General features: G+C 71.5%; 14 protein-coding genes and 2 pseudogenes. 12 read left to right on the plus strand and 4 right to left on the minus strand.

Annotated features, from left to right (window positions below; genetic code table 11):
- Positions 1 to 38 precede the first annotated feature (38 nt).
- From ACWGI2_RS01935 to ACWGI2_RS01965, 7 genes and pseudogenes are all read left to right on the plus strand, one after another.
- Complete coding sequence (locus ACWGI2_RS01935; protein WP_453693116.1) at positions 39 to 1217, plus strand: NAD(P)/FAD-dependent oxidoreductase; 1179 nt, start codon at positions 39 to 41, stop codon at positions 1215 to 1217.
- Positions 1214 to 1540 carry a (2Fe-2S)-binding protein gene (locus tag ACWGI2_RS01940; RefSeq protein ID WP_453394122.1) on the plus strand — a complete coding sequence of 109 codons (327 nt, stop codon included), beginning with the start codon at positions 1214 to 1216 and terminating at the stop codon, positions 1538 to 1540. Before ACWGI2_RS01935 ends, ACWGI2_RS01940 begins: the two co-directional genes overlap by 4 nt.
- Positions 1541 to 1621: 81 nt before the next feature.
- A pseudogene (locus ACWGI2_RS01945) lies at positions 1622 to 1873 on the plus strand (FAD-dependent oxidoreductase); the annotation flags it as partial.
- A 474-nt stretch (positions 1874 to 2347) separates the two neighbouring features.
- Entirely contained in the window at positions 2348 to 3511 is a 1164-nt protein-coding gene (locus tag ACWGI2_RS01950; protein ID WP_453694624.1) for an FAD-dependent oxidoreductase, read from the plus strand.
- A 60-nt stretch (positions 3512 to 3571) separates the two neighbouring features.
- Positions 3572 to 4477, plus strand: coding sequence for a dihydrodipicolinate synthase family protein (locus tag ACWGI2_RS01955; protein WP_453693118.1), 906 nt, complete (start codon positions 3572 to 3574; stop codon positions 4475 to 4477).
- 57 nt (positions 4478 to 4534) lie between these two features.
- On the plus strand, positions 4535 to 5536 hold the full coding sequence (locus ACWGI2_RS01960; RefSeq protein ID WP_453693120.1) for a proline racemase family protein: 1002 nt from the start codon (positions 4535 to 4537) through the stop codon (positions 5534 to 5536).
- Between the two features lie 61 nt (positions 5537 to 5597).
- Positions 5598 to 6290 carry a GntR family transcriptional regulator gene (locus tag ACWGI2_RS01965; protein ID WP_453693122.1) on the plus strand — a complete coding sequence of 231 codons (693 nt, stop codon included), beginning with the start codon at positions 5598 to 5600 and terminating at the stop codon, positions 6288 to 6290.
- Between the two features lie 30 nt (positions 6291 to 6320).
- On the opposite strand, the gene ACWGI2_RS01970 is transcribed toward ACWGI2_RS01965, so the two are convergent.
- The 3 genes and pseudogenes from ACWGI2_RS01970 to ACWGI2_RS01980 all read right to left on the minus strand — a co-directional run.
- Complete coding sequence (locus ACWGI2_RS01970) at positions 6321 to 7655, minus strand: phytase (RefSeq protein ID WP_453693124.1); 1335 nt, start codon at positions 7653 to 7655, stop codon at positions 6321 to 6323.
- Between the two features lie 233 nt (positions 7656 to 7888).
- Positions 7889 to 8122, minus strand: coding sequence for a hypothetical protein (locus ACWGI2_RS01975; RefSeq protein WP_453394895.1), 234 nt, complete (start codon positions 8120 to 8122; stop codon positions 7889 to 7891).
- A 120-nt stretch (positions 8123 to 8242) separates the two neighbouring features.
- A pseudogene (locus tag ACWGI2_RS01980) lies at positions 8243 to 9103 on the minus strand (DUF72 domain-containing protein); the annotation flags it as partial.
- Between the two features lie 433 nt (positions 9104 to 9536).
- On the opposite strand from ACWGI2_RS01980, the gene ACWGI2_RS01985 reads away from it, so the two are divergent.
- From ACWGI2_RS01985 to ACWGI2_RS01995, 3 genes are read left to right on the plus strand one after another with little or no spacing between them, the layout of a single operon-like run.
- Complete coding sequence (locus ACWGI2_RS01985; protein ID WP_453693126.1) at positions 9537 to 9806, plus strand: hypothetical protein; 270 nt, start codon at positions 9537 to 9539, stop codon at positions 9804 to 9806.
- Positions 9803 to 11896, plus strand: a complete 2094-nt coding sequence (locus ACWGI2_RS01990; protein ID WP_453693128.1) for a bifunctional polysaccharide deacetylase/glycosyltransferase family 2 protein — start codon at positions 9803 to 9805, stop codon at positions 11894 to 11896. Before ACWGI2_RS01985 ends, ACWGI2_RS01990 begins: the two co-directional genes overlap by 4 nt.
- A 2-nt stretch (positions 11897 to 11898) precedes the next feature.
- On the plus strand, positions 11899 to 12999 hold the full coding sequence (locus tag ACWGI2_RS01995) for an LCP family protein (RefSeq protein ID WP_453693130.1): 1101 nt from the start codon (positions 11899 to 11901) through the stop codon (positions 12997 to 12999).
- A gap of 1 nt (position 13000) precedes the next feature.
- On the opposite strand, the gene ACWGI2_RS02000 is transcribed toward ACWGI2_RS01995, so the two are convergent.
- Positions 13001 to 14377, minus strand: a complete 1377-nt coding sequence (locus tag ACWGI2_RS02000; RefSeq protein ID WP_453693132.1) for a phosphatase PAP2 family protein — start codon at positions 14375 to 14377, stop codon at positions 13001 to 13003.
- A gap of 190 nt (positions 14378 to 14567) precedes the next feature.
- Between ACWGI2_RS02000 and ACWGI2_RS02005 the strand changes: the two genes are divergently transcribed.
- Positions 14568 to 16205, plus strand: coding sequence for an alpha/beta hydrolase (locus ACWGI2_RS02005; protein WP_453693134.1), 1638 nt, complete (start codon positions 14568 to 14570; stop codon positions 16203 to 16205).
- Between the two features lie 265 nt (positions 16206 to 16470).
- Complete coding sequence (locus ACWGI2_RS02010) at positions 16471 to 16740, plus strand: hypothetical protein (protein ID WP_453693136.1); 270 nt, start codon at positions 16471 to 16473, stop codon at positions 16738 to 16740.
- Position 16741: the final 1 nt, after the last annotated feature.

Genomic DNA, 16741 nt, shown 5'->3' on the forward strand with positions numbered 1-16741 from the left:
CCCTTGGCCCGTAAGGGAACATGTGACATAGTACTGACGTGACAAAGCGGCTGACCTGCGATGTTGTGGTAGTCGGCGCCGGGATGGTGGGCGCCGCTTGTGCCCTGTACGCGGCGCGCGCCGGACTGTCCGTCGTCCTGGTGGACCGCGGTCCGGTGGCCGGCGGCACGACCGGAGCGGGCGAGGGCAACATCCTCGTCTCCGACAAGGAGCCAGGCCCTGAGCTCGAACTGGCCCTCCTTTCGGGGAGGTTGTGGACGGAACTCGCGGCTGAGCCGGGCGTGGGCGAGAGCATTGAGTTCGAGGCCAAGGGCGGCGTGGTCGTGGCGTCGTCCGGTGAAGGGCTCGCGGCATTGGGGGAGTTCGCCGCGGGGCAGCGTGAGGCGGGCGTCGACGCGAGGCCCGTCACGGCCGACGAGCTGTACGACCTCGAACCGCACCTAGCTCCCCGCACGGCGGGCGGCGTGTTCTACCCGCAGGACGCCCAGGTGATGCCGACCTTGGCGGCAGCCCAACTGGTGCGTATGGCAAGGTCCTTGGGAGCAGAGCTGCGCACGTCTGCTTCCGTCACCGCGGTGCTGCGGACGGCGGGCGGTGAGGTACGCGGGGTCCGCACCGACAGGGGCGAAATCCACGCTCCGTACGTCGTGAACGCGGCGGGCACCTGGGGCGGCGAGATCGCCGCGCTCGCCGGAGCCGCCCTGCCCGTGCTGCCGCGGCGCGGCTTCGTCCTGGTCACGGAGCCGCTGCCGCGCAGGGTCAGGCACAAGGTGTACGCCGCTGATTACGTGGCGGACGTGGCCAGCGGGTCCGCGGCGCTCCAGACGTCGCCGGTGGTCGAGGGCACGGCAGCGGGGCCGATCCTGATCGGCGCGAGCCGCGAACGGGTCGGCTTCGACCGCTCCTTCTCCTTGCCGGTCATGCGGGCCCTTGCGGCGGGGGCGACCCGGCTCTTCCCGTTCCTGGCGGACGTCCGCGCGATGCGCGCGTACGTCGGCTTCCGCCCTTACATGCCGGACCACCTCCCCGCCATCGGTCCTGACGCCCGGGTGCCGGGGCTGATCCACGCCTGCGGACACGAGGGAGCGGGCATCGGACTCGCCGCGGGTACGGGGCACTTGATCGCCCAACTACTGAGCGGCGCGCCCCCGGACCTGAGCCTCACCCCCTTCCTCCCCGACCGTTTCGCCACCCGCCCGCCCGAGGAGGCGCCATGAACAAACGCACCCCCCTGAACCTGGCCCGAGCCCACCCGGGCCCACCGCACACCGTCACGTTCGACGGCCGAGAGATCCCGGCCCTGCCGGGCCAGACGGTGGCAGCCGCGCTCTGGTCGGCGGGCATCACGGCCTGGCGCACCACGAGGCGGGGCGGTGAACCAAGGGGAGTCTTCTGCGGAATCGGCGTCTGCTTCGACTGCCTGGTGGAGGTCAACGGGCGCGCGAACCAACGGGCTTGCCTGACGCCGACAGCACCGGGCGACGAGATCCGGACGCAGGACGGCAGTGGTCATGGCGGGGAGACGGGGGAGGGGCGATGACGGCTTTGGGGGCGCGGCGGCAGCAGGTGTCGCACCGGGCGGTACGGCAAGCGGTGATGCGCTGTGGGGAGGGAGGTTTCCATGAAGGCGGCTGACGGCGGGTTCGCAGGTACGACGCCGCCGGGCACGCTCGTCGTGATCGGCGCGGGCCCCGCAGGCCTAGCGGCGGCGCTCGCCGCGGCTCAACGGGGTGTGCGGGTGACGGTGGTTGATGCGGCAGGCCAGGCAGGCGGCCAGTTCTACCGACAGCCCGCCGCAGCGCTCGGCGCGAGGCGGCCGCAGGCGTTGCATCACCAGTGGCGCACGTGGGAACGGCTGCGGGACGGGCTGGCGGAACAGATAGCGGCGGGCCACATCACGCACTTGACGGAGCATCACGTCTGGTTCGTGGAGCGCATCGGGGGAGCCTCGGCGGGACAGGGGGCGGAGGGGGAGCCTGGCGAAGGGGGAGGGGAGACATCGGGCGCACCGGCTTCCGGTGTGGCGAGCGGTGGGACATCGGCTTCCGTGCCGAGCGGTGGGGCTTCCGGCGTGCTGAGCGGCGGTGCATCGGCTTCTGCCGTGTCGAGGGGTGGGGTATCGGCTTCCGGCGTTCCGGGCGGTGGTGCACCGGCCTCTGACTTGCCGAGCGGTGGGGAACCGCCTTCCGGCGTGCCGAGCGGTGGGGCACGGGTTTCCGGCGTGCCGAGCGGTGGCGCATCGGCTTCCGGGGTGTCGGGCGGTGGTGCGGTGTGTGCGGGCGGTGTGGGGCCTGGTGGGGCGTCCGGTGGGCAACCCCCGGGTGCCGGCGTTGCTCCGCCTGCCGGTGTGGCATCCCTTCCCCCGGCTTCGTCCACCGCCCCCGCCGGGCCCCGCTTCACCGTGCACGCGCTCCTGGGGCCCGAGCAGGAAGAGTCCGTGGCGGTGCATGCCGACGCCGTGGTCCTCGCGACCGGGGGGTACGAGAAGGTGCTGCCCTTCCCCGGATGGACCCTGCCCGGCGTGATCACCGCCGGTGGTGCGCAGGCCATGCTCAAGGGAGGCCTCGTCCTTCCGGGGCGCACCGTCGTCGTGGCCGGAACCGGGCCGCTACTCATGCCCGTCGCCGTCGGGCTCGCGGCGGCCGGGGCCGAGGTGGCCGCCCTGGTCGAGTCCGCCGACCCCAAGGCCTTCGCGCGGCACGCGGCCACCCTCGCCGCCCATCCGGACAAGCTCGCAGAGGGTGCCGGATACGCCGCCCAACTACTGCGCCACCGCATCCCGTTGGCCTCGCGGCACACCGTCGTCGAAGCGCACGGCAAGGACGCGCTCGAAGCGGTGACCATCGCCGCGCTCGACGCGGCGGGGCGCGTCAGGCCCGGCACCGAGCGACGCATCCCCTGCGACACCCTCGCCATCGGCCACGGCATGCTGCCGCACACCGATCTCGCCGAAGGGCTCGGCTGCCGCATCGACGGCCTGAACGTCGCCGCCGATACCGAACAGCGCACCGACGTCCCCGGCGTCTGGGCCGCCGGGGAGGCGACAGGCATCGGCGGCGCGGCACTCTCCCTTGCCGAAGGGCACATCGCCGGACGCTCGGCCGCCGCCCGGCTCCGGGGGAGCGCACCCGACCCGCGCGCATGGACCGCCGCCGCCAAGTCCCGTACGAGAATGCGGGAGTTCGCCGCCGCGATCAACGCCGTGTACGTGCCGCCCGCCCACTGGGCCGAACAGCTCCACGACGACACCCTCGTCTGCCGCTGCGAGGAGGTCCCCGCCTCGGCGGTCCGCGAGGCCGTCGAGGAACTCGGGGCCACCGACGCGCGAACCGTGAAACTCCTGACCCGGGCCGGCATGGGCTGGTGCCAGGGCCGGATGTGCTCGGCGGCCGTCGCCGGACTCGCGGGATGCGAGGAGCGGTCCGCGCGGCGGCCGTTCGCCAGGCCGGTGCCGCTCGGCGTGCTGGCACAGCCCACCGAAAACCAAGCGGAACAGCCCCCCTCCCCCTAGCGGCAAGACCAAACTGCACCCGCCCCACACCCACCGCACCCCACCGAAGGGACCACCCCCATGACCACGCCCGCCGACCAACCCCGCCGCCCCTGGCACGGCGTCCTCGTCGCCACCGCTCTCCCGCTGAACGACGATCTCTCCGTCAACTACGCCCGCTTCGCCGAGCATTGCACCTGGCTCGTCGAGAACGGCTGTGACGGCGTCGTGCCCAACGGATCGCTCGGCGAGTACCAGGTGCTCACCCCCGAGGAGCGCGCCAAGGTCGTCGAGACCGCCGTCGCGGCGGTCGGCGGGTGGCGCGTGATGCCCGGCGTCGCCGCCTACGGCTCCGCCGAGGCCCGCCGCTGGGCCGAGCAGGCCAAGGACGCGGGCTGCGCATCCGTGATGCTGCTCCCGCCGAACGCCTACCGCGCCGACGAACGCTCCGTACTCGCCCACTACGAGGAGGTCACGAAGGCGGGCCTCCCTGTCGTCGCGTACAACAACCCCATCGACACCAAAGTCGACCTGGAGCCCGAACTCCTCGCGAAGCTGCACGGCGAGGGGTACGTCCACGCCGTCAAGGAGTTCTCCGGAGACGTACGCCGCGCGTACAGGATCGCCGAACTCGCCCCGGAGCTGGACCTGTTGATCGGCGCCGACGACGTCCTGCTCGAACTCGCCCTCGCGGGCGCCAAGGGCTGGGTCGCGGGCTACCCGAACGCGCTGCCCGCCGCCTCCGTCGAGCTCTACCGTGCCGCCGTGACCGGCGAGCTGACCACGGCACGGGAGCTCTACAGGGAGCTGCACCCGCTGCTGCGCTGGGACTCCAGGCCCGAGTTCGTGCAGGCCATCAAGCTGTCCATGGACATCGTCGGGCGGCACGGCGGCCCCTGCCGTCCGCCACGGGTGCCGCTGCTTCCCGAGCAGGAGAAGGCGGTACGCGTCGCCACCGAACGCACGGTCGCCGCCGGGCTCGCCTGACACCCCGCACGGTCACCGACCCCAACCCCGCACGGCCACCGACGAAAGGGCTCCTGCATGCGCAGCAAACTCGTCCTGCACGCGGTCGACTCGCACACCGAAGGCATGCCGACGCGGGTGATCACCGGCGGCATCGGCACCGTCCCCGGCGCGACGATGAACGAGCGCAGGCTCCACTTCCGCGAGCACCGCGACGACATCAAGCAGCTCCTGATGAACGAACCGCGCGGCCACGCGGCGATGAGCGGCGCCATCCTCCAGCCGCCCACCAGGCCCGACTGCGACTACGGCGTGATCTACATCGAGGTCTCGGGCTATCTGCCCATGTGCGGGCACGGCACCATCGGCGTCGCCACCGTCCTCGTCGAGACCGGCATGGTCGAGGTCGTCGAGCCGGTCACCACCATCCGCCTGGACACCCCGGCGGGCCTCGTCGTCGCCGAGGTCGCCGTCGAGGACGGCGCGGCGAAGGCCGTCACGCTCAAGAACGTGCCGTCCTTCGCCGTCGCCCTCGACCGCAAGATCACCCTGCCCGACGGCCGTTCGGTGACGTACGACCTGGCCTACGGCGGCAACTTCTACGCGATCCTGCCCCTGGACCAGTTCGGCCTCCCCTTCGAGCGCGGGCGCAAGGACGAGATCCTCGCGGCGGGCCTCTCGCTGATGGAGGCGATCAACGCCGAGGGCGAGCCCGTGCATCCGCAGGACCCGTCCATCCGCGGCTGCCACCACGTCCACCTCTACGCGCCCGGCGCCACCGCCCGGTACTCCCGGCACGCGATGGCCATCCACCCCGGCTGGTTCGACCGCTCGCCCTGCGGCACGGGGACTAGCGCGCGCATGGCACAGCTGCACGCGCGCGGAGAGCTCCCGCTGGACACGGAGTTCGTCAACGAGTCCTTCATCGGTACGCGTTTCAGCGGGCGGCTCCTCGGCACCACCGAGGTCGCGGGCACCCCCGCCGTACTGCCCAGCTTCACCGGCCGCGCCTGGGTGACCGGGACCGCGCAGTACCTCCTCGACCCGGAAGACCCCTTCCCCGCGGGGTTCGTCCTGTAGGGGCTACTGAGATACTCCTACGACGTACGACGTGACATTGCACTCAGGAGGAACCGCCCCCATGCCCGCCCGGCGCAACCCCGCCCCGTCCGCCGCCCCCGCCGCGCTGCCCAGCCTGGGCGGGACGCGCAGCAGCTACCGCGAGCGGGTCGCGGACGCCCTTCGCGCCGCGCTCATCGCGGGTGAACTGCGCGCGGGCGAGGTCTACTCGGCGCCCACCCTCGCCGCGCGCTTCGGCGTCTCCGCCACCCCGGTCCGCGAGGCGATGCTCGACCTCGCCAAGGAGGGGCTCGTCGACACGGTGCCGAACAAGGGCTTCCGGGTCACCGCGGTCTCCGAGAAGCAGCTCGACGAGTACAAGCACATCCGCGCGCTCATCGAGATCCCCACCACGGCGGAGCTCGCCACGTCGGCGGACCCCGCCGCCCTTGAAGCGCTGCGGCCTGCCGCGCAGGCGATCGTCACCGCGGCGGCGGACGGCGACCTCATCGCGTACGTGGAGGCCGACATCCGCTTCCACCTCGGCCTGCTCGCGCTCTCCGGCAACGACCACCTGGTCGAGGTGGTCGGCGACCTGCGCAAGCGCTCCCGCCTGTACGGACTCCAGGCGCTCGTCGACGCGGGCCGCCTTGAGGCGTCGGCCGAGGAGCACCTGGAGATCCTCGACGCGCTGCTCGCCCGCGACGAGGAAGCCGTACGCGCGGTGATGACCCGTCACCTCGGTCACGTACGTGGCCTGTGGGCGGCCGAGTAGCACCCAGGGCCGTATCAGCCGAGGGCCGTATCAGTCGTCGACGGCGTCGAACACGTCGCCCAGATCCACGAACTTGAAGCCGGTGGAGGGCCGTTCGGAGTCACCGGGCGTGTCATGGCCGTCCTGCACGACGAGCAGCCCGTTCGGGTACGCGGCGCCCAGCGGCTCGTTGAGCACCGCGGCACCGTCGCACTCCTCGGAGCCGTCGAGCGTGGCGGACGCGGCGGTGACGCGGAAGCCGCCCTCGTACTCGTTGCGGTCGGACAGCTCACGGTCGTAGGCGGCGAAGGTGTTGTCGCCCTGGCTGGAGGCCAGCAGATATCCGTCACCGTCGCTGTCGCCTTCTTCAAGGAGCGTCAGACCCTCGACGTCGGCCTTCAGGCGCTTGCCGCCGTAGCCGGGGTCGGCGCCCGCGGCGCACTCCTCGGTCGAAGGGTCGTACGTCCCTGGGACGCCGTACTCCCTTACCTTGTCGACCAGTTGGGGCTTCCCGGTGAGGTCGGCGCGCAGGCGCCAGATGCCGACGTCCTCCTGGCCCGCGTACAGCGTCCCGTTGGCCGGGTCCACGACCATGCCCTCCACCTGCGGCAGTTCGCCCGGCTCGCCGCACGGCGACCACGAAGTGCCGTTCGGCAGGCGGAAGTTGGCAGGCAGGTCGAGCGTGCGGACCTTGCGGTAGCCCACCGTGCCGTTGCTCTTCGGGGTCAGTTCGAGGAGCGCGATCCGGGTCCGCTCCCGTTGGCTGACCACCGCGTACGACCGTCCGGTGGCCGGGTCCGTCCACGTCGCGAGGCCGTACGCGGTGCGCTGCTCGTTGGTCTCCTCCTGCGAGGACGAGAAGACGGGCGGCGCCGACGGGTCGGTGACGTCGGTGAGCGGGCCGCCGGAGCGGTCGCGGTCGATGCGGTAGACGCGCAGCCGGTCGTTGCCGCGGTCGCTCGTCACGGCGAGGTCGGCACGGCCGGACGGCAGGCGCAGACCGTGCACCAGGTCGACGTTGTTGAAGCGGCCGGGCGCGTCCTCGGGGCCGGGTGGCGCGGGCGCGGGAACGGACTGCACCTCGCGCGCGGAGAGGTCGTACACGCGCAGCCCGCCCTGCTTGGCGGTGGCGACGACCAGGCTGCGGCCCGGGTCGGCGGGGTTGCGCCAGATCGCCGGGTCGTCGGCGTCGGCGTTGCCGCCCGCGTCGTCGTCGTGCAGGGCGGGGGTCTCGGAGCGCGGCTCGACGGCGGGCAGGGGCGTGGCCGCGACGGCGCCGGAGTTCAGGGGCGCGGTCGCCGCGACCGCCGTGAGGGCCGCGACAAGGGCGACGCGCGTGAGGGCGGGCCGGGTGAGGCCGGCGTGGGGTCTGCGGGGCTTGGCCATGAAGGGATCCCTTTCTGTCATGGGCACTGCATGACGGATCCACTCTGTGATCTTGCCGTGAAGACTTCCGTCGGGTGGCGCGACGGGCGGCGGTCCGTGCGGTGAACGGAGAATGTCACGCTCCCACGGAGCGCCGACAGGCCCGGCGTACGAGGCCCCCGGGCGCATCGCCCGGGGGCCTCGCGGGCGCGTACGGGCCACGCTGAAGGGGCCCTTCGATCGCGCGCGGCGGGTCAGTCGTCGAGTCGGCTGCGCAGCAGGCGCTTGCCCAGTTCGGCACCCTTGCGGCTGTCCGCCTGTGCCTTGCGGAAGAGGTCCGCGACCTCGGTGTCCTTCTCGCGCTCCGCGTCCTGGATGTATTTCTCCAGGCGCAGTGCGTTGCTGAGGCACGCCTCGACGTACCAGAACAGGTTGTAGTTCTTGTCCGCGGTGCCGGTGACGTCGCCGGTTTCAGCCTGGTGTGCCATAACTCCGTCCCTTCCGTGGTCGGTTGTGCGGCTTGTATGCGGCCGGGTATCCCCACTGCCGCGTCCGTACACGTGCGGGGAGCCGGAGTCGGACGGGACCATGGCCGCACCGCCTGCGCCGGCCGGACCGAGCAGCCGCGTCATGGCCTCGGCGGCACGTACGGCGGCGTCCGCGCAGCAGCTGTTGAACAGGACGTGGACCTGCTCGGTCCGCTCGGCGAGCGTGTGCAACCGGGGCAGCCATTCGGCGAGTTCATGGTCGGCGTACGCGTACCGGAAGCGGTCCTCCTTGCTTCCACGCCCCCACGCGTCACTGCGCCCGTGGAAGCGTACGACGGCAAGGCGGGGCGAGGTGACCGGTGCGCCGGGAGGCAGCGAGGACGGCAGCGTCCGGTTCATGTCGACGCCGACCGCCGCCATGCCGTGACCGGCCAGCAGGGCGCGGGTGGCCTCGGCCTGCTCCGCCCGCCACCAGTCGGGGTGCCGGAACTCCACGGCGAGCGGCCACCCTTGGGTCCGCCGAGCGGTCAGCGCGAGTACCTCCTCGGCCCGCTCCCCGGGCCGTAGCCACGGCGGGAACTGGAACAGCACACTGCCGAGCCGTCCGGCCTGTCGCAGCGGTTCGACCCCCGCGGCGAAACGTGCCCACACCTCGTCCAGGACGCCCGGGTCCAGGACGCCCGGGTTCCGGGCGCCGTCCCGCAGGCCGCCGGGCAGCGCGGCCGGGCGTGTGGGGTGTCCCGTGAGCATCGAGAACGCCTTCACGTCGAACGTGAAGCCTTCGGGTGTCCGCTCGGCCCACAACCGGCTGTTGCGTTCGCCGGGCAGCGCGTAGTACGTCGAGTCGACCTCGACGACGGGAAACCGCTCGGCGTAGTACCGCAGCCGCCCTGCCGCGTCGCGCTGTCCCTTCGGGTACCACCCGCTGCGGACGAGCGCCGGATCGGTCCACGAGCAGGTACCCACAAGAATGTCGCCCATGGGAGCCCCGGTACCCACGTGGCGCATCCCCAACTGACGACTGCCGCTCCCCGGTGGTCTGTTGCCGTGCCGCACGGGTGTCCGAGTAGGGTCGGGGGCTGCGTGACGCCAGGCGGCCGCCGCCTGACGCCTCGCGAGCAGTACAGCGGGCCCCCGGGCCCGTAACCCCCCACACATGTAACCCCCCACACATAAAGAGTCGCGCGTGCGCGGCCGCAGATCAGGAGCACCAGTGCAGGGCATCCCCCACATAGCCAGCACACCGCACGACGGGCGATTGCCGTCCGCGTCCCCGCCGGGCGCGCCCGGGCGCCCGGCGCGACAAGACGCTGTCACGGCGCGACAAGACGCTGTCCCGACGAGGCAGACCCCTGCCGCGCGGCATCCCCCCGCTGCCGCGCCCCAAATCCCCGTATTCATCGACGAGTCGGGCTTGCGGAGGCGGACGCTGCAAGGCCTCGCGCTCGTCGTGGGCTGCGCCTGCCTCGGGTATCTGCTGTTCGTCGGCACCGTGATCAGCGGGCTCTGGCAGCCCGTCGGCACGCAGCCGCCGAGTATGAACGCCCCTGCCCACCCGGGTGCCAAGAAGGCCCCAGAAGCCCCCGGCGCCCCCGCCCGAGCCGGAGCCCGCGCGGACCGGGACGACCACCGCCGCCCGCCGGCCGGCAGATCCGCCCCGCCGGCCGGAGGCCCGGAGAAGTGAGCCCCCGTGCCACCGCTGTCCGCCGACCGCCGCGCGGACACTGGCTCGTGCTCCTCCTCGTGCTCCTGGTGGTCGCCGTCGCCCTCCTCTTCGAGGGCTGGACGACCCACCAGGTCGACGCCGCGCGCACCAAACCGCCGTGCACCCGGCCGATCCCGCGCGAGGCGGACGACGGGAAGCCGTTGCTGCGGTTCGGCCCGAAGGGGGTCGCCACCGCGGGCATGCCGCCGGGGACCGTAGCGCTCACCTTCGACGGCGGGCCCGACCCGGTGTGGACACCGCGCCTGCTCGACCTGCTGCGCAGACACCACGCACGGGCGACCTTCTTCGTCTACGGGAAGGACGCGGCCCGGCACCCCGAACTGACGCGGCGGATCGTGCGCGAGGGCCACGAGATCGGCTCGTACACCTACAGCGGCGGCGACTTCGGAGTCGCCTCACCGCTGCGCGCGCGTCTCGAACTCTCGCTCACCCAGACCGCTCTCGCGGGTGCGGCCGGCGTCAACACCACCCTGCTGCGGCTGCCGCACACCACGGCCGCGGACACGCTCTGCGGCCCGCAGTGGCCGGCCGCGAAGCGCGCGGCGGAACAGGGGTACCTGGTGGTCGCATCGGACTACAAAACCCGCAAGCCGTGGCGCGGCCTCGTGACGCAGCACAGCCAGACCGACCTCGGTTTCCGCGAGGCCGAGGAGTTGCTGCGTGACCGCAGGGTGAATTCGTTCACCACCGTCAGCGGCGGCCTCGGCCGTCCCTCCTTCACCCAAGCGGTCCCGGTCGCCCGGGAGATCGAGGGCGAGGGCCTGATCTGGTCGCAGCGGCTCGGCCACGCCTTCCTCACCGTGATGGTGTGGACGCTGACCCTCACGGGCGTGCTCGGCGTCCTGCGGATGCTCCTGTTCGCGCTGTTCGCCCGGCTCCACGTGCGCAGGCTGCACCGGTACCGGCCCGGCGCGCCACGCCTCCGCGAGGTGCGGGACCCGGTGACGATCCTGGTGCCCGCGTACAACGAGGAGGCAGGTATCGCCTCCACGGTGTACTCGTTGCTCGCATCGACCCACCCGCACTTCCAGGTGATCGTGATCGACGACGGCTCGACGGACGCCACCGCCGACATCGCCGAGGACATCGACGACCCGCGGGTGACGGTGATCCGCCAGCCCAACGGCGGCAAGCCGAGCGCCCTCAACACCGGCCTGGCGCACGCCCGCTACGACATCGTCGTGATGGTCGACGCGGACACCATCTTCGAACCGGAGGCACTGGCCCGCCTCGTCCAGCCGCTCGCCCACCCGGCGGTCGGCGCGGTCAGCGGCAACACCAAGGTCGGCAACCGGCGCCGCCTGCTGGGCAAATGGCAGCACCTGGAGTACGTACTCGGCTTCAACCTCGACCGGCGGATGTTCGAGGTCCTGGAGTGCATGCCGACGGTGCCGGGGGCGATCGGGGCGTACCGCAGGGACGCGCTGATGGGTGTCGGAGGCGTCAGCGACGAGACCCTGGCCGAGGACACCGACCTCACGATGGCGCTCTGGCGGGCCGGCTGGCGCGTCGTCTACGAGCAGTCGGCGGTCGCGTGGACCGAAGTGCCGAGCACCGTGCGGCAGTTGTGGCGTCAGCGCTACCGCTGGTGCTACGGCACCCTCCAGTCGATGTGGAAGCACCGGCACGCGGCGACGGAGGTAGGACCCGCCGGACGCTTCGGCCGGCGCGTGATGCTCTACGTCACGCTGTTCCAGATCGTGCTTCCGCTGTGCGCACCGGTCGTGGACATGTTCGCCCTGTTCGGTGCGCTGTTCCGCGACCCCGTGGAGGCCGCCCTGGTCTGGTTCGGGTTCCTCTCCATCCAGCTGGTGACCGCCGCGTACGCGCTGCGGCTCGACCGCGAACGGCTGCGTGTGCTGTGGGTGCTCCCGCTCCAGCAGTTCGTGTACCGGCAGTTGATGTACCTGGTGGTCATCCACTCCGTGGCCACGGCGCTGCTCGGCACCCGCCTGAAGTGGCACAGCATGAAGCGCACCGGCACCGCCGACCCGTACCTGCTCCAAGCGCCGCCCGAAGAGACGCGGCGCAGTCTGCAAGGGAGTTGACCATGACAGACGTGATCCCGGAAGACTCCGCCGCGCGCGAGCAGGCCGAGCGGTTCACCGACCGCCCGAGCTCCCGCTACGGACCTCGGCGCGCCCACGCCCGTCAGGCGAAGAAGAAGCGCAGGCGGCTGCGGCGGGCGGTCCTCGTCCTCCTCACCGGCGTGGTCGTCGCGGCGGGCGGCACGTACGGCTGGGCCGAGACCCGGCTCCAGCGTGACGTCGACCTCGGCGCGTACGGGGACCGCCCGCCGCCCGGCAAGGGCACCAACTACCTCATCGTGGGCTCGGACAGCCGCGACGGGCTCTCGCCGGACGCCGTGAAGGATCTGCGCGCGGGCGGGGGCGGCGGGCGGCGCACCGACTCGATGATGCTGCTGCACACCGGGGCCAACGGAACCAGCATGGTCAGCCTGCCGCGCGACTCCTGGGTCACCGTGCCCGGCCGCCTCGACACGACGACGGGCAAGACGAAGCGCCCCGAGGGCGACAAACTGAACGCCGCGTTCGCCTACGGCGGCCCCGAACTCCTGGTCCACACCGTCGAGCGCAACACCGGCCTACGCATCGACCACTACGCGGAGATCGGCTTCGCGGGGTTCGTGAACATCGTCGACGCCATCGGCGGCGTACGGATGTGCCTCGACCGCGACATCAAGGACAAGAAGTCGGGCGCCGACCTGCGCAAGGGCTGTCACACCCTGGACGGCAAGCAGGCGCTCGCCTTCGTCCGCCAGCGGCACCAGGAGAAGGAGGGCGACCTGGGCAGGTCGAAGAACCAGCAGAAATTCCTGTCGACCCTCGCCCACCAGGCCGCCCGGCCCGGCACCCTCTTCGACCCGACGGAGATCGGCCCGGCCATGCAGGCCGGGCTCGACACGCTCATCGTCGACAAGGACATGAGCCTGCGCGACCTCAGCAACATGTTCCGCGCCGTGCAGAGCGTCTCGGGCGGACAGGGCGGAAGGGGCGGACAGGGCAAGCGGATCAACGTACCCGTGTCCGGCTTCGGCGTCCCCACCCCCAAGGGCAACGTACTGAAATGGGACCCCGAGAAGTCGGCCCGGCTCTTCGCCGACCTGCGCCACGACAGGCCGCTGACCTGACTCACACCATTTCGGGCTGGGGTTCCGGCGGCCGGAGGGTCGGCGCGGCCGCCGGTTCCCAGGCTCTGTTGGTGCGTACGTAGCCGTAGATCACCGAGGCCATCGACAGCATGACGAGGGGACCGAACACCCACGGATGCGCCGCCATCTCCATCGGCAGATAGCGGTACGACACCAGGAGCGCGCCGAAGACCGCCGTGCCATAGGCGACCAGCTGGATCCCCGACCGGTCCCAGCCGCGGTCGTACGCGCGCAGAGCTCCCTCGACCGTGAGCGCGAACACCACGCCGGCGACGAGATCCACGCCGTAGTGGTAGCCGAAGCCGAGCGTCGCGCTGAGCGTGGCGACCAGCCAGAAGGTTCCCGCGTAGCGCAGAAGGCGCGGGCCCTTGCGGGAGTGGATGAAGATCGCGGTGGCCCACGCGGTGTGCAGGCTGGGCATGCAGTTGCGGGGGGTGATCCCGTCGTACGGCACCGGGTGCGGGACGCCGATCGGCGGCGGCGTGTGCGGCCACAGATTGGCCACGGCCCACTGCACGCCGCCGGTTCCGGAGGTGCCGGGGCCGTAGGCGAAGACCGGCCCGACCACCGGGAAGATCATGTAGACGGCGGGGCCGAGGAGGCCGATCACCAGGAAGGTACGCACCAGATGGTGGCGCGGGAAGCGGCGTTCGCTCGCCACGTTGCGCAGCTGGTAGAGGGCGGCGACGACCGCGGCCACGGCGAGCTGGGCGTAGACCAGGTCGATGACATGGGGGACGAGCGGGCCGCTGGCCTCCAGCATCCGGCCTGCGAGCCATGACGGGTTGCCCAGGGCGTGATCGGCGGTCGCCACGTACGGGTCGAGCACGGTCGGGCGAGTCTTCGCCGTGATGAGCAGCCAGGTGTCACCGGTCTTGCGTCCGGCCACGAGCAGCAGCCCCAGGCCGACGCCCTTGAGCATCAGAACCCGTTCCTCGCCGACGCGGCGCGTGATCGCGACGGCCGCACAGCCCAGCATCACCCACAGCGCGCCATTGCCGAAGAACTGCCCTTCGGGCACCTCGGTGCCGACCGCCCACCGCACCAGCACGAAGACGGCGTCGATCCCGACCGCGGCACCGGCGGCGATGAACCGCTGCCGCCACGTGAGCACCACCATCATCAGGGCCAGGCCGCCGTACAGCGGCCCCGGCTTGGGCGGGAACAGCACCTCCCGCGCCTGATTGGTGATCGGCCCCGGCACACCGCCGTAGCGGCGCGCGGCGATCTCCAGGGCGACGAGGAACCCCAACGCCACGAGACCTGCCGTGACCCAGAGGATCGTGCGTGGCTGACGCCACACGGAGGTCTTGACCGTGCCGATTGTGCCGGTTTCGCCGCTTATTCGCTGACTCATCCGCGAAAATATAGGTATCAAGTGTCTGGCCGATTGTTAGTTGCTTTTCGAGCGGAACGCGGGCGCTCGTCCAGAGGCCGATCATGCCATCGCGGTGGCTCGGGCGGTCCGCTGCGGGGGGTGGCCTCACCGGGAATGGGGGGACAGCGGTAGTGAGGAGGGGTGATCGTTCCGCATAGCGTCTGACGGTGTGACACATACACGGAACAACCACGATAACGAGCGCGAGAACAACCACGAGAACGAGCGCGTCGGCCAGGCGGTGCGCCGCGCCTCGCTCGTGGGGCTCGCCCTCGTCGCCTGTCTGGGCGCGGCACCCGCGGGCTCCGCCACCACGGCCACCACGGCCACGACGGCTCCCACGGCGTCGGAATCCGGGGCCGGGCTCGACCGCTACTACGACCAGCGCCTCAACTGGGGCGGCTGCGCCAAGAACGCCGACGACGCCAAGGGCCGTGACCTGGACAAGGCGGGCGTGCAGTGCGCGGACGCCGTCGTGCCGCTCGACTACGCGAAGCCCCGTGGCCGTACGATCACCGTCGCGATATCCCGGCTCAAGGCCACCGACACCCGCCACCGCATCGGCTCGATCCTGCTCAACAACGGCGGGCCCGGTGGCACCGCCCTTGAGTCACCGCCGGAATTCCACGCCTGGATGAAGAAGGCGGGACCGCGCTACGACATCGTCGGCTTCGACCCCCGCTTCGTCGGCCGCAGCACCCCGCTGGACTGCGGCTGGCCCGTCGGCACCAACCTCTTCTCGGCCGGTCTCGGCCGGGCGAGTTACGAACGTCAAGTCGCCCTCAACAAGGACCTGGCCGCCAAGTGCCGCGCCACCAACGCCTCCGTGCTGCCGCACATCAGCACACGCAACACGGCCCGCGACATGGACGTCATCCGCGGCGCGCTCGGCGAGCGGAAGATCTCCTACTTCGGCTACTCGTACGGGACCTACCTCGGCACGGTCTACACCCAGATGTTCCCCGGCCGCACGGACCGCATGGTCCTGGACGGCGCGATCGATCCCCGCGAGTTCGGCCCCCGGCTGCTCCAGGAGGCCGTCGGCGAGAACGAACGGGCGCTCGCCGACTGGGCCACGTGGGCCGCAGCCCGCGACGCGACCTACGGCCTCGGCCGCACCCGCGCCCAGGTGCTCGCCACCGTCGACCGCGTCATCAAGGCGTCCGCGCGCGGCCCGCTGACGGTGGGCACCGCCCCCGAGACCTACCGACTGGACGACACCCAGGTCCCGTTCGTCCTGCTGGCCGGGGTCGACAGCGACACCGACGCGTCCCGGGCGGCGCTCGGCGAGAACGTGTCCGTACTGAACAGGGCGGCGGCCGGGCAGCCGACGGAGCTGTCACCGTCCTTCGCGGGGCTCCTGAAATTCGCGATGACCGGCGAGCAGTCGGCCACGGGCAGCGTGCAGTCCGCGATCATCTGCGGAGACCGGGCGGCCCCGCGCGACCCCGAGGTCTACTGGCGGGACATCGAGCGCAGCCGTGCCACGCATCCGCGCTTCGGCGCGCTGAACAACAACATCGGCCCGTGCGCGTTCTGGGACCGCCCCCGCGAGGAACCCACCCGGGTGAAGCACGACGCCAAGACGTTGATCGTGTCGGCCACCGGAGACCCCCGCACCACGCACAAGGGCGCCGTCGCCCTGCACGGACTCCTGCCCAGCTCCAAGCTGCTCACCGTGAAGGGCGCCAACCGGCACGCGATCTACGGCCTCTACGAGAATGCCTGCGTCGACAAGAAGGTCAACCGCTACCTGTCCACCGGCAGACTCCCCGCCCACGACCAGACCTGCGCCAAGACCAAGTAGACGGCCCCACCCTGCCGTCCGTTCGACAGCCCACGATCGGCAGGTACCCACCCCCCAGGCAGGGGGTGAACCCCCCTGATCCGCGGACGAGGCGAGAGAGCCGACATGATCCCGTTGCCGCCTCTTTGCGGTCTCTTTCTTGAGGCGCCGTACTGCCGCAACCAAGATCAAGTTCCGGTCCCGGCAGCCGCCTGGACCGGGATCGAGGTGGTGATCGCCGCCTTGCTGATCGGTCCGGAAGCGTTGGCGGAAGCTGGCCTTCCAGATGGATGTTCTGCTGCACGGCGCCATCATCGCGACCATCGGCCTGTGGAGTTTCAGCCTGATCATGATCGGTGCTGCCGCGGTCGCCGCGACGCCGGATCGCGTGGAACTCGCGGACCCCGTACCGCAGGACGGGCGAAAGACCCCGGTCGCGGAAGAGCCCGAAGACCTCGATGAGGCAGATGAGGCAGACGAGGCCGGTGGAACTGGTGAAGCCGGGAAAGCCAGTGAAGCCGGCAGAGAACCGACGTATACCCCCCACTTCGGCTGAA

It is taken from the genome of Streptomyces sp. NPDC054866 (assembly GCF_053610745.1).